The sequence below is a fragment of the Candidatus Melainabacteria bacterium genome (assembly GCA_003963305.1).
Classification (GTDB): Bacteria; Cyanobacteriota; Vampirovibrionia; order Obscuribacterales; family Obscuribacteraceae; genus PALSA-1081.
This window is the reverse complement of sequence record RXJR01000013.1, coordinates 1-22,086: the sequence shown is the minus strand read 5'-3', so window position 1 is coordinate 22,086 and position 22,086 is coordinate 1. Positions and strand designations below refer to the sequence as shown.

The 22,086-nt window shown below is 50.2% G+C and carries 14 protein-coding genes; 10 read left to right on the top strand and 4 right to left on the bottom strand.

The window, feature by feature from the left end; translation table 11 throughout:
• Positions 1-41: 41 nt before the first annotated feature.
• From EKK48_14850 to EKK48_14835, 4 genes are all read left to right on the top strand, one after another.
• Positions 42-710: a TetR/AcrR family transcriptional regulator gene (locus EKK48_14850; GenBank protein ID RTL41008.1), complete on the top strand. Its 669-nt coding sequence runs from the start codon at positions 42-44 to the stop codon at positions 708-710.
• Positions 652-2,184, top strand: coding sequence for an efflux RND transporter periplasmic adaptor subunit (locus EKK48_14845; protein RTL41007.1), 1,533 nt, complete (start codon positions 652-654; stop codon positions 2,182-2,184). Before EKK48_14850 ends, EKK48_14845 begins: the two co-directional genes overlap by 59 nt.
• A gap of 37 nt (positions 2,185-2,221) precedes the next feature.
• The gene (locus EKK48_14840) at positions 2,222-5,353 is read left to right on the top strand and encodes an efflux RND transporter permease subunit (GenBank protein ID RTL41006.1); all 3,132 of its coding nucleotides are present in this window, start codon (positions 2,222-2,224) and stop codon (positions 5,351-5,353) included.
• A 63-nt stretch (positions 5,354-5,416) separates the two neighbouring features.
• Positions 5,417-6,451 (top strand): hypothetical protein, encoded by a 1,035-nt coding sequence (locus EKK48_14835; protein ID RTL41005.1) that lies wholly within the window; start codon positions 5,417-5,419, stop codon positions 6,449-6,451.
• On the opposite strand, the gene EKK48_14830 is transcribed toward EKK48_14835, so the two are convergent.
• A complete protein-coding gene (locus tag EKK48_14830) occupies positions 6,410-9,034 on the bottom strand; it encodes a serine/threonine protein kinase (protein ID RTL41004.1) in 2,625 nt (874 codons plus the stop codon). The two genes, EKK48_14835 and EKK48_14830, sit on opposite strands and share 42 nt — an antisense overlap.
• A gap of 217 nt (positions 9,035-9,251) precedes the next feature.
• Between EKK48_14830 and EKK48_14825 the strand changes: the two genes are divergently transcribed.
• The 3 genes from EKK48_14825 (at position 9,252) to EKK48_14815 (ending at position 11,780) form a co-directional block, all read left to right on the top strand.
• Positions 9,252-10,304: a quinone-dependent dihydroorotate dehydrogenase gene (locus EKK48_14825; GenBank protein RTL41003.1), complete on the top strand. Its 1,053-nt coding sequence runs from the start codon at positions 9,252-9,254 to the stop codon at positions 10,302-10,304.
• Positions 10,305-10,349: 45 nt separating this feature from the next.
• Positions 10,350-11,312, top strand: coding sequence for a hypothetical protein (locus EKK48_14820; GenBank protein ID RTL41002.1), 963 nt, complete (start codon positions 10,350-10,352; stop codon positions 11,310-11,312).
• Between the two features lie 96 nt (positions 11,313-11,408).
• The gene (locus tag EKK48_14815; GenBank protein RTL41001.1) at positions 11,409-11,780 is read left to right on the top strand and encodes a hypothetical protein; all 372 of its coding nucleotides are present in this window, start codon (positions 11,409-11,411) and stop codon (positions 11,778-11,780) included.
• Between the two features lie 52 nt (positions 11,781-11,832).
• On the opposite strand, the gene EKK48_14810 is transcribed toward EKK48_14815, so the two are convergent.
• Both EKK48_14810 and EKK48_14805 read right to left on the bottom strand, forming a co-directional pair.
• Positions 11,833-14,346: a hypothetical protein gene (locus EKK48_14810; protein ID RTL41000.1), complete on the bottom strand. Its 2,514-nt coding sequence runs from the start codon at positions 14,344-14,346 to the stop codon at positions 11,833-11,835.
• A 5-nt stretch (positions 14,347-14,351) separates the two neighbouring features.
• A complete protein-coding gene (locus EKK48_14805) occupies positions 14,352-16,841 on the bottom strand; it encodes a hypothetical protein (GenBank protein RTL40999.1) in 2,490 nt (829 codons plus the stop codon).
• Between the two features lie 174 nt (positions 16,842-17,015).
• Here EKK48_14805 and EKK48_14800 point away from each other — a divergent pair, with 174 nt between their 5' ends.
• The 3 genes from EKK48_14800 to EKK48_14790 are packed head-to-tail and all read left to right on the top strand — an operon-like array spanning position 17,016 to position 21,032.
• Positions 17,016-18,437 (top strand): glycosyl hydrolase family protein, encoded by a 1,422-nt coding sequence (locus tag EKK48_14800; protein RTL40998.1) that lies wholly within the window; start codon positions 17,016-17,018, stop codon positions 18,435-18,437.
• 50 nt (positions 18,438-18,487) lie between these two features.
• Positions 18,488-20,521, top strand: coding sequence for a hypothetical protein (locus EKK48_14795; GenBank protein ID RTL40997.1), 2,034 nt, complete (start codon positions 18,488-18,490; stop codon positions 20,519-20,521).
• A gap of 43 nt (positions 20,522-20,564) precedes the next feature.
• Positions 20,565-21,032, top strand: a complete 468-nt coding sequence (locus EKK48_14790; protein RTL40996.1) for a peroxiredoxin — start codon at positions 20,565-20,567, stop codon at positions 21,030-21,032.
• A 204-nt stretch (positions 21,033-21,236) separates the two neighbouring features.
• On the opposite strand, the gene EKK48_14785 is transcribed toward EKK48_14790, so the two are convergent.
• The coding region (locus EKK48_14785; GenBank protein ID RTL40995.1) for a roadblock/LC7 domain-containing protein at positions 21,237-22,086 on the bottom strand (850 nt) is incomplete at its 5' end.

The following is a 22,086-nucleotide window of genomic DNA, read 5'->3' as shown; positions in this document are numbered from 1 at the left end:
GTCAGTCATTTAATTCGCTTAAGGTAAGGAAGAGAGCCGCAATGAATAAGTCAGCCCAGCTCGCAGCACCCAAGCGGGCGCCTGGACGACCTAAAGACGACTCACTGGCCGCCCGGCGCCAGGAAGAGATATTAGAGGTCGCGACTAGAGTTTTTGCCAGCGAAGGTTACCAGAACGCAGACTTGCAGGAAGTCGCCGACGTCCTGGGAGTGGCCAAAGGCACGCTTTATCGCTACTTCCCGAGCAAGAAGGAATTGTTTCTTGCCTGTGTCGACCATGGGCGTAATCGCCTGGGCGCGCAGGTGATGAACAGTTTGACGGAATCCGACGATCCGCTGCAGACGATCGGAGCTGCCATACGAGCATTCTTCGCGTTTTTTGATGCTCATCCTGAGCTGGTTGAATTGATCATTCAGGAAAGAGCTGAATTTAGAGATCGAAACAAACATACGTATTTCTTTCAATGCGAAAAAAGCGAGGACGATCCCTGGGAAGCCCTTATTTCTGAGCCGATTCGGGCGGGACGCATGCGCAGCGTGCCGGTTAAACGAGTCACCGATGTTCTCAGCAATCTCGTTTACGGCACCATGTTTTCCAACTATTTCACGGGGCGCCACGAGTCGCTCGAAGCTCAAACAGACGACATTCTAGATGTTGTTTTCAACGGTTTACTCATTGATCGAAACGGGGATCTCAGGAATGGAATTTGATACCACTGCAACTAAACATGACGAGCGGGCGGATGTTTCTAATTCCTCCACAGTGAAGTCTGGCGACATTCCGGGCTTGCCATCGTCATTGACACCAGATCTAAAGGCCGGTATGAGGGCAATTTCCGTAAGCTCTCCTGGGAAAAAGATGGCTCTCGTAATCGGACTTGTGATCATCCTCATAATTGGTGTTGCCGTTGGCTTTGCCGCGTTTAAAAAGGCACCGGCACCAGTGGCAAAAAGTAAAGTTCCAGTGCTCACCGTGACTGCAGAAAGAGCGGCGCTTAAGGCGATGCCGCGTGTCGTGAAAGTAAATGGCACGATCTGGCCGTGGGACCCGCTGACTATCGGCTCACAAGTTAGCGGACTGAGCATCCAATCTATCCTGGTGGATGAAGGGCAGGTCGTGAAAAAAGGCCAGGTTTTGGCTCGGCTTGATTCATCCGTTTTGCAGGCGCAACTAGATCAAGAGAAAGCCCGTCTGGAAGTCAACCAGGCCGCGTTGGCAAAGGCAATTCAACCGAATCGCGTTGAGGATATCAACGCGTTGCGTGATGCGATGTCGCAGGCTGAAGCAAGCGTTGCGCAGGAGCGTGCCGGTCTGAAGCGTGCGCAAGCGAATCTGCACAATGCTCTCGAAAATTCCCGACGTTATTCGGATCTTGCTCGACAGGGCGCCGTCAGTGCGCAGGATGCGGGCAACCGAGATACCGACGCTAAACTGGCAGATGCTGATGTTCGCAGTGCAGAGCAGCGAGTTCGGGCTGCAGAATTTCTGCATTCGCAAGCCGTTCAGCGCTATCACATGGCTGCTGTGGGCGGGCGGCGTGAAGACATACTGATGTCTCGCGCGAATGTTGCTGCTTCGCAAGCGACCGTTAGACAGTTGGAAGCGCAAATCGCTCAAACCATAATTCGCTCTCCGGTCGATGGTCTGATCATGAAGCGTGATGCTCACCTTGGTGATATAGCTTCCACGAGCAAGTCGATGTTTTCGATTGTTCGCGACAATAGGCTCGAACTGCGGGCTCAGGTTTCCGAAGAAGAGCTAGCCAAGCTCAGCCCGGGCATGGAAGTAGATATCACTGACAGTGCTCACAGTCACGAAATTAAAGCAGTAATCAGAGAAATAAGCCCGCTCATCGATCTGGAGACACGGCTTGGTACTGTGCGCATTGATGTGCCTTCTTCTGCCGGTTTTAAACCAGGCAATTTCGTGCGGGGCGATATTCGCGTTGGAGACAGCCAGGTGTTGACCGTGCCGAGTCAAGCTGTTTTGACAAAAAACGATGAGTCGTTCGTACTGGTTTTAAATCAGGAAAACCAGGCGCAGAGTCATATCGTTAAAACAGGTAACCGCAACGCCAACCTTGTTGAAGTCCTCGATGGATTGACGCCGTCAGATACTGTCATCGTCAAAGGATCTGGCTTTGTCAAAGATGGTGACTATGTGCGTGTTGGCGTGGCTAATTAAGGCAGTCGAAGCAATTTAGAAGATTTGGAATCAAAAGATGAGCAGTTGGAATTTATCGACATGGTCAATCAAAAATCCCGTTCCAACCATTGTGTTGTTTCTGGTGCTCACTGTTATGGGGGCAGTGGCGTTTGTTGGTCTGGGAATCGATGAGAATCCGAACATTGATGTGCCGATTGCATCAGTGACCGTAACACAGCTTGGTGCTGCGCCTACTGAACTGGAAACTCAGGTGACCAGGAAGATTGAGGATGCTGTTGCGGGCATTGGAAACATCAAACATATAACCTCTATAGTGTCGGATGGATCAAGTACCACCAGCATCGAATTCGTGCTTGGCACCAACACCGATCGCGCAGTCAATGACGTGCGAGATGCTGTCGCGAAGATTCGGCAGAATTTACCCCAACAGATCAATGAACCAATCATTCAACGTCTCGATTGGGTTGGCGGTCCTTTTGTCACTTACACCATTGCTGCAGACAACATGAATGCCGGTCAGTTGAGCTGGCTTATCGATAACGATGTGTCACGTGCGCTCCTCTCCGTCTCCGGCGTGGGTCAGGTGCAGCGCTCGGGTGGTGTTGAGCGCGAAATTCAAGTAAATCTCGATCCGACTCGATTGCAGGCTGTTGGGATAACCGCTGATCTTGTGAACATGCAAATTCGTGCCTTGAATATCGATCTGCCGGGTGGACGCGGCAAAGTCGGTTCTGCTGAACAATCTATTCGTACTCTTGGCAGTGCTATGACGGTTCAGCAACTGGGGGCGATGGAAATTGTTTTGCCGAATGGCAAGCACGCTCGTCTCGATACGCTCGGTCAAGTTACTGACGGCACTTCGGAAGTGCGGCAGATGGCTTTGCTTAACGGCAAACCGGTTGTGGCTTTTTCAGTGGTGCGCAGCACCGGCAGCAATATTGTTGATGTCGAGCGCGGTGTGGACAAGAAAATCAGTGAGCTTGAGAAGTCTATTCCCGGCGTTAAGTTCACAAAAATCAGATCGAATGGAAAGTATGTAGAGGAGTCCTATCACGCATCGCTCGATTCTCTGGTGCTGGGGGCTCTTCTTGCCGTTATCGTGATCTGGCTGTTTTTGCGAGATTGGCGGGCAACCTTCATTTCTGGTCTTGCCATTCCGCTTTCCATTATTCCAACTTTTGCTGTTATGCAATGGGCGAATTTTACTCTCAATGGAATGTCTATGCTGGGTCTGGCTCTCGTAATCGGCATCCTCGTCGATGATGCGATTGTTGAAATTGAGAATATCGTTCGTCACTTGAAGATGGGCAAGCCACCTTTTACAGCTGCTATTGAAGCTGCCGAAGAAATTGGCATGGCTGTGATTGCTACGACTATGACTATCGTCGTAGTCTTCGTCCCCGTAGCATTCATGGGCGGAATTCCAGGACAATTTTTCAAGCAGTTTGGTTTGACGGTAACTGTGGCTGTATTGTTTTCGCTATTAGTAGCTCGCATGATCACGCCGATGATGGCTGCTTACATGATGAAAGATGGGCACGATGAGACCAGAGCCGGGTCCAGCAAAATGACCCGTTTTTACGATCGTATGTTGCTCTGGGCGTTGCGGCATCGAGTTATCACCGTGGCTGGTGCCATTGTGTTGTTTGTGTTCAGCATTGTTCTGTTCCGTTCCATGCCTACGTCGCTCATTTCTAATGTGGATCGTGGCGAACTGATTTTGAATGTCGAACTGGCTCCTGGTTCTGAAATCGCTGAAACCCGCGCTGCTTCAGAAAAATTGACGGCGATAATAAATAAGCATCCTGAAGTCAAGAAAGTTGTTGCCTTCATAGGCACACCTTCATCCACAAGAGGCGGTGGTATCTCAGGTGGTGGCGTTGTCAACACTTCAACGCTCTACATAACACTGGTCGATAAGACTAAGCGCAAGATTTCGCAGCAGGCTTTCGAGGATCTGCTCAGGTCCGAAATCACTTCAGTAGCTGGAGTCAGGCTCACATTCTCGCGGGCTGGAGGTATGGGGGGCAAGCCGGTGCGTGTGGCCCTTACGAGTCAGGACCCGATCGTTCTCAATCAGACTGCTGAAGCAATCAAAGATCAGATGCGCACCGTTCCCGGTTTGAGCGATGTTACGACCAGCGCTGCCCTGTTGCGACCAGAGATTCTCGTTCATCCTGATTTCGACAAAGCTGCCGCGCAAGGCGTATCGGTGCAGTCTATCGCCCGCACGGCCTTAATTGCTACGCTCGGCGATTCGGATGCCAACCTGGCGAAATTCAACTTGAGCGACCGGCAAATCAATATTCGTGTTCAACTTGATCCTCGTTACAGAAATGACTTACAAACGATTGGCCACCTTCAGGTGCTCGGCACAGGCAATCGACTGTTGCCATTGAACAGCGTTGCCAGAATTGAATTCGGAACAGGACCGTTTCAAGTGGATCGATTTGACCGTCAGCGCCAGGTGACTCTGGAATCCAGTCTGGATGCCAATGTAACGCTAGGCGAAGCTTTGAAAAAGGTGCATGAATTACCGGCTTTCAAAGGTATGCCCGAGTCGGTTAAGGAGCAGCCGTTGGGCGATGCTGAAATCCAAAGGGATGTGTTCGCTGGTTTCGGCACTGCTATTGGTGCGGCTATACTGTTGATTTATGCTGTGCTGATTGTTTTGTTTGGCGGTTTCTTGCATCCGCTGGTGATCATGATGTCGTTGCCGTTGTCTTTGTGTGGTGCGCTTATGGGTCTGGTTCTTTTCAATCAATCAGTGGGTCTCTATGCCCTCATAGGTATAACCATGTTGATGGGGCTGGTCACTAAGAACGCAATTCTGCTGGTCGAATACGCATTGATGGAAATAAAGAAGGGCGTGCCGCGACAGCAAGCGATTATACGAGCCGGTGAAACTCGTATGCGTCCTATTTTGATGACCACCATTGCCATGATTGCCGGAATGTTGCCGATCGCGATGGGGATCGGAGCCGGTTCGGAGGCCAGGGCACCGATGGCAATTTCAGTGATCGGTGGTTTAATCACCTCCACACTGCTCACACTTGTCGTCATTCCAGTGGTGTTTACCTATGTCGACGATTTCCAAAAGTGGCTGCTTCATCTATTTAATCGATCCGAGGCGTCTCCAGTCGACGCGGCTAAAAGTTCAGACACTGTGGGATCCACGCGACACTGATTGTCATTATTTGGGGAGCGGGAGAGTGTATACTGAACCGCTTTGCGGTACTATTTCTTTACTGTGGTTAGCAATCGATATTCCCTGGCAAATCTGAAACAAGCTGCACTCGGAGCAGTAGTGCTTGCGGCAACAGTTTCTGTGTGTTGCAGTTCTGTGTTCAGCGCTGACGCCAACAGAGGTGGCAAAGCAGCAACCACGGATGCAACCAAGACTGGCGCAAAGCCTGCTGGTGCAGATGCAACCAAGGCTGGCGCAAAGCCTGCTGGTGCAGATGCAACCAAGGCTGGCGCAAAGCCCGCTGGTGCAGATGCAACTAAGACTGGCACAAAGCCTGCTGGTGCAGATGCAACTAAGGCTGGCACAAAGCCTGCTGGTACGGATTCAACAAAGACCGCTGCCAAATCTGATTCAGCGAAGCCCAAAATGGGCTACAAGCTTGTCATGAAGGTCAATTATTTCGGACGCGTCGAGTGGACGGTCAGCCCGGATGGCTCTCGCCTTAGTTCTCCGATCTTAGCCATTACTTGCAGACCCCCTTTGTTCGAAACGCATCTCTACAATACAGAGACGAAAAAGGTAAAAATCTTCGACAAGAAAGCCGGATTTGACCGCATTGGCGCAATGATGGAAGGTGGTTTGACTTCGCTACATTCGAAGTACAAGTACAGCCCCTGGAAAAAGGTGGGGGAAGAATTGGTGGCGGGCCGCAAATGTACGAGATACACTCGCAACATGCTGAATGCGCAGCAAGATCAATTTCGTTATGCCAAGTATGTTGAAGATTACTGGGTGACACCATATTTTGACCTTCCCCATATTGATGACCTGTGCGCACCACTCCAACGCATGACGAGTCGAAATTTCTCGCAGATGAGAGGATTTGGTCTGAAGCACATGGCGACCTGGCAAGTGTTCAGGCGCGGCGTAGCAAAACCGGAAGTGGACGATAAGTTAGTTTATTTGCAAACGCTGGAATGCAGAAAGGAACTGATCGATCCAAAGATATTTGAAATGGGAGCGAATTTTACACCAGTCAAGGACGAGGGTGAGATTCTATTTTCCGATGACGGTGCTGGTTTCGCCGGTCATTTCTGAGTCATTGCCGGTGCCGTTGCTGCCGCTGTTTCTGGTGTCGTCGCTGGTGTTGCTGCCGCTGTTAACGCTGCTGCCGTTGTTAGCGCTGCCGCCGATGCTGTTGATGTTCCCGCCGATGCTATCGCCTCCGGCTTTTGCCACTTGAGCGAAGATTCTCCACGCGTGAATCCTGTTCGTGGCCGCCTCCAGCAATCGTCCTTTATCCATCAAATACTGAGAGTAATTCAAGAGAACCACTCCTTCGTATGCGCTATCTGTTCCGAATTCTTTGATGCGCTGTAAAAGCTGTGTGTACTCTGAATCCAGATCTGCAGTCTTATTTAAAACGTGATTGAGGAAAACGTAGTTGGCCAGTGCTACAGTTTCGTTGCGATTGGAGTTGTGATCGCCTACGACGTGGCTCCATTGCGCTACAGCCATTTTGTACAGCTTGACTGAGTCTTTGAGGGCTCGCTCGTCCGGCGTTCCTTTTTCGACTGAGGCTTGATAAATACGCTGGTAGGCAGTGGCCATTCTGCTCAAGAGCAACGTGAAATCATAGTTGCTTTCGAGATTAGCAGGCATGTTGTAGAAAGTGAATGGCAATGTGTAGCTATGGGGCTGCGTCCAGCACTTGTAGGCATCGCCGAGATACTGGAGCGCCGGAGTCCACTTACCTTGAAGATAAAAGATCGTGCCCAATTTAGAGGCAAGAATCGATTGATCCACATAATCTCTTTGTCCGCCCACCGCAAGTTTGTTCATCATCTCGCCTACGATGCGAGCGGCGTCTTCGTACTGCTGCATGTTCAAGTAGCAATCTGCCATTGCCATTCTCAAGGTCATTGTGCGCAGCGCCAGATAATCGTTGTATTTTAAGCTGTACTTATAAGCCAGCTCATACATTTCTAACGCCGATTTCCACAGGTGTCGTTTCGCTAGATACTCGGCAGGGCCAGACAGGTAATTGATTATTTCAGTGGTTTCAGCGTGTTTTCCATCCATCGAGGCCGCCACGCGTGCATGGTACATGACGTCGAATCTTGCTTTGGCGTCTTCTATTGCTTCCTTGTTTGGTTTTAGTGCTTCTCGGTCTTCGTCCCACATCAGAGCCACCTTGGAAGATGGGGAGTCCGCAGCAGCCCAGTATAAAGCGGCTAGCTGGTAGGCGAAAAATGCGGCGCAGAGAAAGCCACTAGTGGCGATGGCAACAATAATCTTGTCTCGCTTGGTTCTAGGTTTTCGTCGCAGCCAGAAAAGCTGCCAGGAATTAGTAAACCTGCTGACCAAGCTGGTCTTTTGCTGCAGGCTGAAGGCTTGCAGTTCGTCACGCAACTGGTTCATGTTTTGATATCGTTGCGACGGATCTTTGGCTAGAGTCTTGAAGACAATTCTTTCCAGCGGCGGTGGAATATGCGTTAGAGGCGCTTTCATCGGCGCTGGAATTTCGTGGAGATGGTTATATAGCACCTCCATAGTGTTATCACCGCTTATGGCTGGGCGTCCCGTCAGGGTCTCGTACATCAGGCATCCCATCGAGTAAATGTCTGCGCGATTGTCGAGCTTTTCGCCTCTGCACTGCTCTGGGCTCATGTATAGAGGGCTGCCGAACACTTCGCCTGTCTGGGTTAGATTGACTGCTTCCGCGCCATCTTGCGGAAGCATTTTGGCTATACCGAAGTCGACGATGTTGACGTGATCTTTCTGCCCGTCTTTCTCCAGCAACAAGATATTGCTTGGCTTCAAGTCTCGATGAATGATGCCTCGTTGATGAGCATGAGCAAGCGCATCCGCAACTTGAATGAAGATGTCTACAGCGCGATCTACGGGAACGAAGCCATAGCGCTCTAACTCATCTGCGATTGATGAACCTTCCACATAATCCATGACGAGATAGGGTTCGCCATCAGGGGTGGTGCCAAAGTTGTGCACGGCGATGATGTTTGGATGCTTTAAATTGCTCGCTGCCTGCGCTTCTTGCTGGAAACGCTGCAGGCTGATTGCATTCAAAGACAGGTGTGGGAGAAGCGTTTTAATGGCAACTGTCTTTCTCATCAGGAGATGCGTCGCCTTGTAGACAAAGCTCATCCCGCCTTTGCCTATCAGTGAAACGATTTCGTATTGGTTGTCTAAAGTTTGCCCGATCAGTGTGGGAATTAAGTGAGATCTAGTCTCTCGTAGTTCGTCGGCGGCATCACTCTCGTCATCGTCTGAAACGAACGCGTGTTTCTTGGAACCGTTTCCAAATGATTCGTTGCGCGTTTTGTCTTCCGAGAAACCTTTCTGCGACTGCTTCTGCGATTCGTTTTGTTGTTCTTTCTGTTTGTCTGTTTTCAATTTTTCCTGAGCTTCGTTTTGTGTTGGCGCCTCGAGCACTATCTGCGGTGACGAAACTCGTGTTGCCGCATCTTTCTTAGCCGCTCTCTCCGACTCTGATGTTCCTTCCGCCTTGATGCGGTGGCGGCTTGTCACCTGAATCAACTCGTGAGAAGTCGCAGTTACCAGTTCGGACGATAGCTTCGTTCCATCGGCTGGGCAGAAGGCAATGCTGGGGTCAAAAACTTGACCACAGCTGCTGCAGGCTTTGCCGACGTTTTTTTCCAACTCAAGCGTCTCTTTGCAAGGGGGCGCCGCACGGATGGCTTCGGCGGCTAGCTCGACCCATTTAACATATGCCCCGTCAGAGCTGAATATCCCACTGTCTATGCACTAAGATCCCCTGACATCAGCCCTGAGCGGTTCAGGCTGGAGTTCGACAAAGCGTCTTGCCTCTAACGTAACTTTAGCTGCTTTTGGCTTAAATGCCCGCTATGATCGGGGCATGTACGAGACTCTGATTCGCCCAGCTTTGTTCAAAATGGACCCTGAACGTGCACACGATCTGGTTCATAAACTGGCGCCCCTTTTGGCTCTCAGCCCCTTTCGGTTCGAATTTCAGTCGCCCCACCTGTCAACAAAATTATCAGGCACTGTCCTGAAAAACCCTGTCGGTCTTGCTGCCGGTTTTGATAAAAATGGACGGCTTGTTGAAGTTGCAGATAGGCTGGGATTTGGCTTCGTCGAGGTCGGTTCTGTCTGCGCACGGTCTACTGGTGGCAACCCCAAGCCTCGGCTATTCAGGCTTCCGGCTGATGAGGCTGTAATTAACAGGTTGGGATTGAACGGAGACGGCGCCCAGGTTGTGGCGTCTCGTCTGGCTTCGGCGCGTTTCGCTCTGCCGACGGGGCTGAATATTGCCAAGACAAATCTCCCTGAAGTTCAAGGAGACAAGGCAATTGAGGATGTCCTGACCACTTTTGATTATGTGAAGGCACTTCCACTTGCCTATGTTGCTTTCAATGCCAGCTGTCCTAATACACACGAAGGCATTATCAATGAGCGCCAGCAACTCAATGACATCATGAGTGAAGTGCAAGAGAGAAACAACGCCGGTCTTCCGGTATTCATCAAAATGTCTCCCGATAGTTCAGATGAATTGGTCGAGGATATAGTGGCAATCGCAAGCACCCACGGTCTCGCCGGGTTTATTTGCGGCAACACGTCTGTCAGTCGAGATGGATTGAAGACCAGCGCTTCTCGCATCTCCGAAATTGGAAACGGTGGACTTAGCGGCAAACCGCTTAAGGCAAAGGCTTTCAAGCTGGTTCAGCGCGTCGCAAAAATCAAAACAACTGAGCAGCAAATCATTGCCTGCGGCGGAATCTCAAGTGGGCGAGATGCGTTTGAGTTCCTGGAAGCGGGAGCTACTGCCGTTCAACTCTACACCGCTCTTGTCTATCATGGACCTGCCGTTGTCTCGCAGATCAATCGCGAACTCTCGGCTTTCTTGTCTGCGCGAAAAAATGTGCCGCCAGATATGGCGGTTTCCTCCTAATTCTCTAGACCCAGCTCGTAGCTCCTTTGGTTTAGTGAGGGAGTTATGCGTCACAAAGAGAAGTTCAAGTCTGCATATCGCATCGTTTCAGATCCATTTGCTCAGGAAGATGAGTGGGTTGCTGCAGCATTAACTCTGCCAGCCGTTTCTAAGACCGAAACAAGAGCAACCAGAGCTTCGGTTTTGGAACAAGCCAGGATGATTTCCAATTTTAGAACGGTGGTTGCGCTGCTAGTGATGACTGTTTCATCAGTCTTGCTGGTGCGCGGCGGTTACGACTGGGGTTACAAACTGGTTGACGTAATGTTTGGTCAGCAGCGTGCTTTCAATCAGGGTATCGTCGCCAACTTTTCACTTGCCCACCTTGTTTTTCCAATTTGTCTGGGCATTTTAGTGGCTGGCCGAACTCGAGCGAAACACTCCACTAGAATCTTCTGGATACTGTTAGTAAGCCTTGTCGGAGCGGCGCTCTGGGATTCGCTCATCGATAACGATCTGTTTTTTCGCGCGGGCGAAATCGGTCTGGCAGCTTTCGTTGGTGTGGTGGCATACTTCCTGACTCGATGGAACCGGGCTCGACTGCGTGTCTCCAGTCTGAATTTGCCGGAACTCTGGAATTTGCAGATTCTTGGCACTTTGATAGCTTCGTCGACAGTGCTTGCTTTTACCCTGACTGAGCGTTTGTTTCCAGTTGAATTGTTGGCTTACGCGAGCACCATTGCTCTGGTCAGCTATTTCTCAAGATCGGCTGTCAGATCGAAACGTCCTGAGTTTGAAAATGCATTGCTCGTTCTCTCTCCGGTTTTCGTCTGCAACGGTTTGAACTTGATTCTCAACGTCCTATCAATGCTTTTCGACTCCATGGGATTTGGAGGCGACCTCGGCTGGAGAGCCCTTCTTTCTGCCTTCCTCATCAATTGTGTGGCCTACCTGGCTCTCTATATCGGTTTGAGAGTGCCAAAGTCCATGCCAGAGCGGGCAGCCGGAAGCAGGTTAGTGCTGAGATAAAAGGTGAAAAACCCTAATGTTATTTATGCTGAAACCCTCTTTACAACTTTGGCTTCAGCCCTCATGATCGATTAATATCCCTTACTGGTCAGAGCTATGCGTAAAAGATACTTACTTGCCTCACTGCCGCTCCTGTCAGCTGCGCTTCCAGCTCACGCTTGTGTGTCTGAAGTGCCGACTTTCAGCGTCCAAGATTTGTCGGCTTTCGCCTTTGCCTTTGCGTGTGTCGCTTCTCTCATGATGCTTGGATATATGCATCTGCCGACAGTCGCGAAAACCAGGATCAAGCAAGCTATGGCTGTATCGATAATGGCTCTGGTTGGGCTGGTAGTGCTGGGCGCGACCTGGATCTTTGCCGCACCGACGGTAATGAGCTGGATGCAGCCGGCTCCTACGCCTGCCAATCTTCGTCCGCTCAAGAGCGTGCCTGTCGCGCCACCTGCGAATCCGTTGATGGTGACGTTCTAAAGTTCAATCCGATTTCTGGTGCTACAAGCGACTTCTTGATCTGAGGTCGACTTCAAATCTTGACACTGATTGGCTCAGATGGGAGACCCACCTGCTTTCCATCTTCGTCGATGCCGATTACCTGTATCTGAGTTGTTCCTTCCGGCAATTTCAGATCGGCGATCGGCATCTCGCCTTGCAATTCGCTCTTTGCCAGCTCTTTTGCTACGTTGCCGGTCGGGCCTGAGGCGACGTCTAATTCAGAGTATGGGTCGAAGACTAGATTCGGCTTGCTGACCTTTATGATTACAGATGCGACGCCAGGGCGGCTCGCCTGCCATCGTACTTTAGTGCTTTGCGCTTTCGGACGCACGACCGTTCCAGGAGTACCGTATGTGGTGCTGTCGTTGTCGATGCTTATCGATGGTTTCAGTGTTTCATCGCTGCTCAGTTCTATGTTTTTCAGGTCGATACAGTAGTCGCCGGATGGCATTCTCAGCCCGACCGCAGTGGGTGAATCATTCAGGCTCCAGCCTCGGTAGCGCCCCAGCCAGACAAAGTACTTGCCGTCAGCAGAGCGCTGTATCAAAGCTTCGTGGTCGGTTTGACCGGGATGATTCAGACCTGTCGATTTCCAGACGAAGCGGCATTTGTCCAATTCTGAGTCGCTGCCGTGCACTTTCATATTGAGTTGTGCGTAATTCTGGACGAGGGGATTTATGTCTTTTACGGGCAACCAGAATGTCATCGTGGGTGGTGCCCCTTTCTTGCGTGCGCGGATAGCAGGATAGAGACGTCTGAACTCGGAATGTATCTCCATGCCTGGTAGTCTGTCTGACTGCACACGCCATTCTTTGTCGACACCAGACCAGGCGCTGTCAGGGTCGATGGTGGCACCCAGAAAGTTAGATTCCGAAATTACTTTGGCGCTGTCAGCGCCGAGAGTCGTAATGTCCGGGCGTTTTGAGAATTTCTCAAATTCTCCTGTGGACGGATTCCAGATCACTTTTGCCGCTACTTTCTTATCTCGCAAAAGGTTGTTCACTTCGGTCGGCCATAGATAATCGTGACTTCCAGAAACGACCGGCTCCACACTGATGAATCTGTTCGATGTGTCTGTCGGCGCAAACGGTGGTCGGCAGATCTGCTCAACGTACCATGAACGTGTGACCAGACCGGCACCCTGGTAATCAGGCGGAAGATTCAGAAGCAGTGCTCTTTCTCCCGGCTTGAGCTGAGCCGAGATTTCTGTAAGCTGTCGTCGGAATGTCTTCATGTGATTGGAGGCAACCTGCCAGGGTTTTAAGTTGACCTGCAGTATGAATGACCAGCAAACAAAGACAATCAGCAGTGCTGTCATGCCGACGTATGACCACATGCGTGTAGCGAACCTTCCTATCGCGTCTGTTGCCGGTATGGCACAGAGCGCTATAGCAATGCACAGAGGTGCAGACGAGGTGAAGAATAAGCGGCTGCCAACGAGGTTTGGATAAATGTGCCAGATTTGAAAAGTCGGTAAAATAGCCAGAACAGCCCAGAGCAGCAAGAAGCTTACAGGTACGAGCAACTTTCGTGAGTTCAACAGCCGCAGTAGTGCTGCTGCAAAAATTATGCCGAAGCCTGACCAACAGGTTTTGATTAATAGCGGCGAAAACGTGAGCTCTTCATTCAAGGGCAAAAATACTTTTGCCATGCTGGGTCGATCGGCAAAATTTCTCCAGCTGTTCAAAACGGTCTTCAGATCGGTGCTTCCGTAGCCGCCTATATCTGCTCCCAGAATTGTTCGCCGTAAAACCCAGAATCCGGCCAGTTCGATCCAGAACAGGAAAGCAATTTTTAAATCGCTTTGAATTATTTTTTGCGTTAGTGTTCGCGTGCTGTTCTTCGCCGGACCAATCGGCAGGAAGCATGCCATGGTTTGCACGATAGGCAGTGTGACAGCCATTTCTTTGCTGCCTAGCGCGATGAAAAAACAGACCAGTGCGGCCAGTAAATATGTGCGATCTCGCACCAATCTGAATCGGAGAAAGCAAAATACTGAGGCAAAATAAAAGACGCTGCAAAGCAAATCGACTCTGCCGATGATCCACGTCACAGATTCGACGTGCAGCGGATCTACTGCAAACAGCAGTCCGGCCCAGATTGCCACTGACGCCCTGGAGCGATTGCCGTACATTCCCGTCAATTCGAGCGCAATCAGGCTGACAAAAACCGCACAGGTGGCGAACATGACAATGTTAGTCATGTGGTAGCCCGCGTAGTGCAGACCAAACATTGCGTAGTCGGTGAAAAAGCTCAGTGAAATGAACGGACGGTACGACCGCATTACGTCAAGCTTCGCCCAGTTGCTGTAGAAGTTCGATAGGAAATCGGCGGCGTCTCCGTGCCAGGCTCGATAGACGTAATCGACATTGTTGAAGTCGTCCAGAAGCAAACCAACATTTAAGCTGGGATAGTAGTTGACAAAACATGCCACCAAAATCAGCAGAATGCCCAGGACCATTTGTACTTTCAGTCGTCCCAGTTCAATTCTGTTGGGCGGCAAGATGAAGCCCTGTTCCGAATCTGTAGAGGTGGTGGCTTGCATGGTCACTACTGTTTCTTGATGTCCTCGGCAGAAAACTGCAGATCAATTGGGTCGGATGGAAATCCACAGAGTTTTCCGTTCTTGTCGACTGCGCACACTCTGATTTCGTAAAAGCCTGGTCTGTCCAGTTCCTGAGCCGGTAGACTGAACTGACCTGACTTTTCAGTGGTCGATTTTGTCAGCAATGCTTCTGGTGAAAGCGTCTTGTCTCTGAATGTTCCTGAGTAGTGCTCGAACCAGGAATCTGCTTTGGAAATTTCAAAGACAGCATGGTCGGCGCCCGCAACTTTTGAAACGTCGTAGGTGAATGGACCAATTATTCTGCCGGGGCGGGAAACGCCGCCGACGTCTTCTGCTACAGTGCGACCGTCTTTCTTTGGTTCCGTCGTGTCTGGAGCGATAGTTGGAATCGCACTTTCGCCGCTGAGCAGCGTTACCTTTTTGATTTTCACGCCATCTGGTAAATCGAATTTCAACTGATGAATCGACTCGCTTCCCACCCAATTCTTATGCTCAGAAACTGTAAATCGCAGCTCTTTTGGCTTGTCAAAGGCTTCTGCAATGGTTCTGCTGTCGCGGAAAATCGGATCCTTTTCGGTATTCCAACTCATAGTCAGCACGTTCGACGCTTGTGCACCCTGTTCGTCTCGATCGGCGCCGGTGCTGTCTGAGTCGGAAGAGCGTGTCGTCGTCTTAGTTTGAGCGAGCTGTACATCGACGAAATCGACGGAAGATGATGAGATATCTATTGGTGGCGAAACGAGAAAAGTCTCATTACCACTGCTTCTGGAATCGGTGTAATCCGAGCCCTGAATTTCTTTCTTCAGCGGTGTACTGGCGAGCGACAAAGGTACAAGGACGTGTTTTCCGCTATCCCAGCGCGTGAATTTATACTTTGAAGAGTCTGCCAACAGTCGACGCAATCGGGAAATGTTTAGCAAGTCTGCGGAGCCGAATGTGATTGGCTCGAATGTGACAACGCTATCTGAAAAATCTTTTGAGCTGAGTGGCGGACGCAATAAAACACTTAGAGTGGCGGCGTTGTAAATCATATGCGCGCCAGCAAATTTTTGAGGAATATTGAGGACAACTAGTTTGCGTCCTTCGTTTTCGCGGGCTTCAAACCAATGCTCAATTGCCGCTCTGAAGTCTCGGACTCCCTTGCTTGCCTGGGCCCAGGCGCTGTTGTTCTGGTATGTGATTTGCATGCCTGTCCACAAGATCAATACTGAGACAATGCTTGAAAGCAGATTGATGAGCTTGCTGCCGGCACAATTGATTTCAAAGCGCAGTGGGGAGATTAACAAGGCTGCAAGTAAGCAAAGCGGTGCTGTACCGAGGTAGATGAACCGACTTCCCTGAAGTGTTTCGGTTAGATTCCAGACCTGATATGTGGGCAGCATTGCAATTACAAACCAGCCAGCTGCAAACAGCAGCCTGCGCAGATATACAGATAGTGCGCCGTCTCTGAAAAGCAGTGCCATTCGAGCCACTAAAAGAGCAGCAGCAAGTTCATAAAACAGTTTCAACGAGCGCACCAATTTGTGTGCGGTGCCACCTGGCAGCTCTATGTTGAGAGGCAGCAACACCCGGCCAAAAGAGCCGTCTTGAAACCAGCGTTTGAAGAGAGATGAACTCAATCCCTGACCAATAGATCCTGCGTAGCCACCAGATATGGTTCCCAGTGAAGCGGTGCGCACGCCCATGTAGATAGCTAGAATCAGCCAATATTGCCAGGTCGCTTTGCCCGCCTCTTTGATTCGCTCGATAAAACCGGATTTTTCCGATTTGATTAGTTCAAGTAGCACGAGCGTTGGTGGCAAAGTGATTGCCATTTCTTTTGAGAGCAAAGCGAGTACGAAGCATGAATAGCTGAGTGCTCGACTGAGTGGGGGGCTCACCAGGTCACGGGCGCGCAGGTACATCCACAAACTTGCCAGGAGAAAAGTTGTTTGCACGCTGTCGACTCGGGCAATAATCCAGCTCACCACTTCTGGGTGCAGCGGACAGGCGGCGAAAAAGGCACCGGCCAGAAAACCGACGCAGTTTGATTCTGCTGCCGTCTTGAAGCTGAATAACCGTCGTGTGCAGAGGAAAAGCAGGATGCTCGACGCTATTTGGTAGAGCAGGTTGGTGATGTGATAGCCGACGGGATTAGCTTTCCAGAATAAGTAGTCGAGAGCCAGGGTCAGCGAAATGAGGGGTCTGTAGAACTGAGTGCCCTGTGCCTGCACCCAATTTGTATAAAAGTTTTGCAGGAGCAGATCGGCGTGACCGTTGAAAACCTTGACCAGATAAGGCACATGAACAAAGTCGTCAGCTAAGAAGTAGCCATTGATCGTGCGATGAAAACAGTAGAGATTGATGAGTACAATCGCCAGGCACAGCAATGTATCGCGCAATACAGGCTTTTTGAACGGCGCCAGCAGCACACATGCAAGTGTTGAATTTTGTTGAATATCTGGCGCTAACGGGGCACCGGTGACTGTAGTCAAACTTATTCTGCTAAGTTAGATAGTGTAGTGGAATCGCCACCTATTATAGGCTTGCCAAGCTCGTAGATTCCTGTTTGGAGTGAGGTACGTAAAGCATTTTGCTGGATGACTGCGGGAACACTTTGCCGTCATTTATGTCGATCTATTTATGGGGGATGAGCTGGAAGCAGTAATCTGCGCAGCTCAATAGGTATCTTGACAGACCGCCGTTTTCTAAAATTTCCGGATGGATTTCTCTGGGGTGCTGCAACATCGCACTTTCAGATAGAAGGGCATCCTCACGAAATGTCGAATCGCAGCTCTGACTGGTCTGAATGGACCACTCTGGACGGCAAAATCTCAGATGCGACAACTGCCGATCGAGCCTGTGATTTCTATAATCGTTACAGCGACGACATTGAAATATGTCGCAAGCTTAATCTAAATGCGTTCAGGCTCAGTTTGAATTGGCCTGCGCTTTGCCCGGAACCGCCTCAGGACGGTAAGCCTTACACCCTCAATGCCGAGTCTGTCGCCTACTATCGTGGGCTCCTCTCTGGCTTGAAAAAGGAAGGTATTACGACATTCGTCACTCTCTTCCATTTCACTCTGCCACGCTGGCTGAGTGACGCAGGAGGTTGGACTTCGCCTCTTTCAATTACCGAGTTTGAGCGATTTGCGGCACTGGCGGCCGAAGCATTCGGCGACCTCGTCGATTACTGGATAACTCTGAATGAGCCGCTCGCGTATGCCTATCAGAGCTTTGTCACCGGCGCCTGGCCGCCCGGATTTCGCAACGACTATCTGAAAGCCTTTCAGTGCATTCGTTACATGCTCGAGGCACATGGAAAAGCTTATGCTGCTTTGCACAAGCAAACGCCGGGTAAACCGGTCAGTTTCACCATGCACTGGCGACCCTTTACGCCAAAGCATCGCTGGAATCCTCTCGATCACATGGTTCGCTACTATCGAGACTACGTCTTCAATTTGATGTTTCCTATGGCGGTGCAGACAGGCAATTTACAATTTCCATATCCGCTTAGCACTAATGCCGAGGTGAAGAAAATCAGCGGTGAGATTCCGGGTCTCAAAGGCGCTATGGACTGGATCGCCGTCAACTATTACACGCGTGAACTTTCCGAATTTACCTACAAGTGGCCGATTGACATTTTCGGAACTGCGTCAAGCGAATACGAACTCGAAGTCAATTGCATGGGCTGGGAACATTACCCGGACGGGCTATATAAGACTTTGATTTATGATTTGAGTCCGTTCAAATACAATTCCAACGGCACTCTGCGCCCGATAGTAATTACTGAAAATGGGTTTGCAACTGCCTTTGCGCATGACCTGGATGAAGGAGATTGGTCGCTGGCAGACGATCAACGGATCAACTATCTGACTACTCATTTGTCGGCGCTGCACAATGCAATTGAAGATGGTGCCAACGTAAAAGGATATATGTACTGGTCTTTGCTCGATAATTTCGAGTGGGCTGAGGGTTTGCGTCCTCGCTTTGGATTGGTTCGTGTCACCTACTCGACGCAAGAGCGGACGTTCAGGCACAGTGCCTCGGTCTATGCAGAGATTGCCAAGCACAATGGGCTGCACGAATAAAAATTTCACAAGTTTAGGATAGAATCCTGAAACATCCAGGTGGAGTTGGCATGAAGTATTCGAATAGAACTTTGGTTACCCTTTGCAGTTTCTTTTTCTTGCTTGCAGGCGTCTGTTCCATCAGCAGCTTCTGCAGTCAAGTGGCTAAGGCGGAGGAAGCGCATGCAAAAGTATCGACTGAACAGCCCTATGTGACCGCTGCGTTGATCGCGGATACGACGGCTATTCAGGCTGGAAAACCGTTCAAGTTGGGCGTAGAGCTGACTATGAAGAGCGGCTGGCACACTTATTACAAAGAAAGTGGCGATGCGGGCTTGCCCACCAAAATTATCTGGAAGCTGCCTCCAGGATTCACTGCCGGACCGCTTCTCTGGGAGAAGCCATCAAAGTTCAGCGACAGTGGAATAGTCACCTACGGTTATAAAGACAAGACTTTAATTGGTGCCACCATAACGCCTCCAGCGGCGTTCAATGGTGACAAGATCGACTTCAAGGTCGATGTGAAATGGCTTTCCTGTGCCGAGATCTGCGTTCCAGGCGGTGCGTCAGTTTCGCTGTCGGTACCCGTCGACAAGAATGGTTCGAGCGCTGCCGCTGCTAATGTGGAGCAGTTTTCCAAGCTCGGTTTTGAGGGATCTGTTAAAGACTTGAGCCTTGATGGAAGCAGTAGAGATCTGTCTTCGCTTCGCGGCGACGGAAGTCCCGACGGCACTCAAAGTGGCGCTGCGGTATCGTCTACGGTGCCTCAACAAGGTGGCACCGGTCATCCGCGAGCGCCGGATGGTGTTTCTGTGCTTGATCAGAAGTTCACCGTTGAAGGTTCTGCAGACAAGCCGCAGAGCCTTCTAGTTTATTTGGGGCTCGCATTTGTGGGTGGCATCATCCTCAACGTAATGCCGTGCGTATTGCCAGTCATTGCTATCAAGGTCTTGAGTTTTTTCGAACAGGCTAAAGATGAGCCTCTTCGTGTTCGTTTTCTGGGATTGACGTTCACAGCCGGAATCATTTCATCATTCATGGTGCTTGCCGCAATCGTCATTGCGCTGCAAGCAACTGGAAACAGCGTTGGATGGGGATTCCAATTTCAATACCCGGGTTTTCTGATTGCTATGTCATCGCTGGTTCTATTGTTTGCGATGAGTCTGTTTGGTTTGTTCTATGTTTTTGTTCCTGGTCAAACCGCAGTTGATCAGCTCGCCAACAAAGAAGGCTATTCGGGGACTTTCTTCAAGGGTGTTCTGGCAACAATTCTCTCCACGCCCTGTACAGCACCATTCCTGGGCACTGCGTTAGGATTCGCCTTCTCGCAACCGTGGTGGGTTGTGGCGTCAATATTTTTCACTATAGGTGTGGGAATGTCATTGCCTTACCTCCTGCTCACGGCTCAGCCTGGCTGGATGAAATACATGCCGAAGCCCGGCGTTTGGATGGAGAAGTTCAAAGAATCGCTCGGCTTTGTATTGCTTGCTACTGTGGCCTGGTTGCTCAGCGTTCTTGGTGCTCAACTCGGTATCGAAGGCATAATCAGCACATCTTACTTTCTAATTGCGCTGGCATTTGCTGCGTGGCTGGTCGGTCGATTTATTGATTTGACTAGCGAAACAGGGCGCAAAGTAACTGTTTATTCCATTGCGGGGGCAATTACAGCAATTGCATTCTACGTATTCGTCTATCCGCTGCCAGGAATAGGAATGAAAGCCCAACCTGTAGAGAAAGCAAACACCAATTCACCAATCAAGTGGGTTCCTTTCAGCGTCGAAGCGTTAGACAAAGAGATCGCTGATCACAAGACCGTGCTTCTCGATTTCACAGCCGATTGGTGTTTAACCTGTAAATTCAACGAGAAAACTGTTCTGGATAGCGAGCCGGTCGTGAATAAAATCAAGGCACTAAATGTGGTGCCGATGCAGGCTGATTGGACTGTGCAAGATCCTGAGATTACAAAGCTGCTCAATAAGTTCAATCGTTCAGGCGTACCGCTCTATGTAATTTTTCCGTCATCCAGACCAGACCAGCCAATTGTTCTTCCTGAGGTAATTAATCAGCAATTGGTTCTCGAGAAACTGGAAGAAGCTGCTAAGTGATAAAATTAGCTCTCTTCACACATCCACAAGAAGGATAGTAATCATGACTTCACCAACCGAAGCCTCAACCATGCCTGTTGCTGGCGAAAAGGCACCCGAATTCAAAGTCGCCGCTTATCCTGAAGGCGAAGTATCCTTGTCGGATTTCCGCGGCAAAAAGAACGTTATCCTTGCCTTCTACCCCAAGGACAACACTCCCGGCTGCACAAAAGAAATGTGCGCATTCTCTGAAGACTATTCCAAGTTCGAATCAGCCGATACTGTTGTGTTCGGCGTTTCCAGTGACTCTCTCCAGAGCCACGATAAGTTCGCCAAACAGTACAGTTTAAAACAGAAATTGTTGGCTGACAGTAAGGGCGAAGTCGGTAAACTCTATGGCACCATTGGTGAAGGCAAGACAAATTCAAGTCGCGTCTTGTTTGTCATCGATAAGGCTGGCGTGATTCAGGAAGTTATTCAGGGAATGCCTGACAATGCTAAGCTTTTGGAGACTATCTCGAAGCTTAAGTAGTCGACTCGACTCACGCACCACAGTTAACTAAGGTAGACCTTACTTACTTCGACGTAGTTAATTCCATGCATTGCAGTTGCCAGTTGGTGGCGCTTCTGATGCATGGATTTTAAGCACAGTAGCGTGTTCTAAGCACGAATGTGTGCGTACGAGGACGTGCGCCTACCACGACAACGACCGGCTTTCTGGGTATTTGTGAATGCGCTATCCGTGAATTGTGTCGTGAATAGCTTCCAGAAGACCATCGATTTTGCCGACGTCGTTGTTATCCAGAAATACCGCCAGAATGCCTACATCTACGTCGGTCAACACTGTCGTTTTTACGTCGGTTACTAGCACCATCTGACGCAATTTCCCAATTTCCAGCTTCTTGGTAGCGAGGTTGCTTGTGCTCAAGCATGCGACTGAGAGGACGCCCAGCGTGTCTTTATCCATGCCGGGACCAGCTGTAGATGCAATCACAAGACCGTCATGTCCGACGATGATGCTGCCGTCTACGCCGCTGTATGAGTCGATTTTGCTCAAGAGCGCTTTGATGCCTTCGCCCCGCGCTGCTGAGATAACACGGGCCGTGGTCAGACCACTTCCAATAGTGCCACTTTCGCCGGCCTTGATAATGTTTTCTACCGCTTGCACTTCGATAAGCAGTTTACCGATAGTCTTCATCGTTCCAGCAGTCTCTGACTGGAACTCAGTGCCTCCGGGCTTACTCGACAGGCGCCCGAATTCTTTCAGTTCTTTTGCCGTCTTACGACTTGCTTCCGACTGCGGGCTTTCTTCAGCGGCTGTTTCTGAGCTCTCTTTAGCGGAAGGCTCTGATTCTTTTGAAGTTTCTGTTGGCGCTTCGTCTGAAGATTCCGCTTTGGCTTCTGCTTCTGCCTTAGCTTCTGCTTCTGCCTTGGCTTCTGCTTCTGCCTTGGCTTCTGCTTCTGCCTTGGCTTCTGCTTCTGCCTTGGCTTCTGCTTCTGCCTTAGCTTCTGCTTCTGCCTTAGCTTCTGCTTCTGCCTTAGCTTCTGCTTCTGCCTTAGCTTCTGCTTCTGCCTTAGCTTCTGCT

Excerpts from the sequence above, each read along its gene's own strand:
- EKK48_14840 (RTL41006.1), top strand. The coding sequence starts at position 2,222 with ATGAGCAGTTGGAATTTATCGACATGGTCAATCAAAAATCCCGTTCCA.
- EKK48_14795 (RTL40997.1), top strand. The coding sequence starts at position 18,488 with ATGAAGTATTCGAATAGAACTTTGGTTACCCTTTGCAGTTTCTTTTTC.
- EKK48_14790 (RTL40996.1), top strand. The coding sequence starts at position 20,565 with ATGACTTCACCAACCGAAGCCTCAACCATGCCTGTTGCTGGCGAAAAG.
- EKK48_14815 (RTL41001.1), top strand. The coding sequence starts at position 11,409 with ATGCGTAAAAGATACTTACTTGCCTCACTGCCGCTCCTGTCAGCTGCG.
- EKK48_14825 (RTL41003.1), top strand. The coding sequence starts at position 9,252 with ATGTACGAGACTCTGATTCGCCCAGCTTTGTTCAAAATGGACCCTGAA.
- EKK48_14845 (RTL41007.1), top strand. The coding sequence starts at position 652 with ATGTTGTTTTCAACGGTTTACTCATTGATCGAAACGGGGATCTCAGGA.
- EKK48_14850 (RTL41008.1), top strand. The coding sequence starts at position 42 with ATGAATAAGTCAGCCCAGCTCGCAGCACCCAAGCGGGCGCCTGGACGA.
- EKK48_14810 (RTL41000.1), bottom strand. The coding sequence starts at position 14,346 with ATGCAAGCCACCACCTCTACAGATTCGGAACAGGGCTTCATCTTGCCG.
- EKK48_14820 (RTL41002.1), top strand. The coding sequence starts at position 10,350 with ATGCGTCACAAAGAGAAGTTCAAGTCTGCATATCGCATCGTTTCAGAT.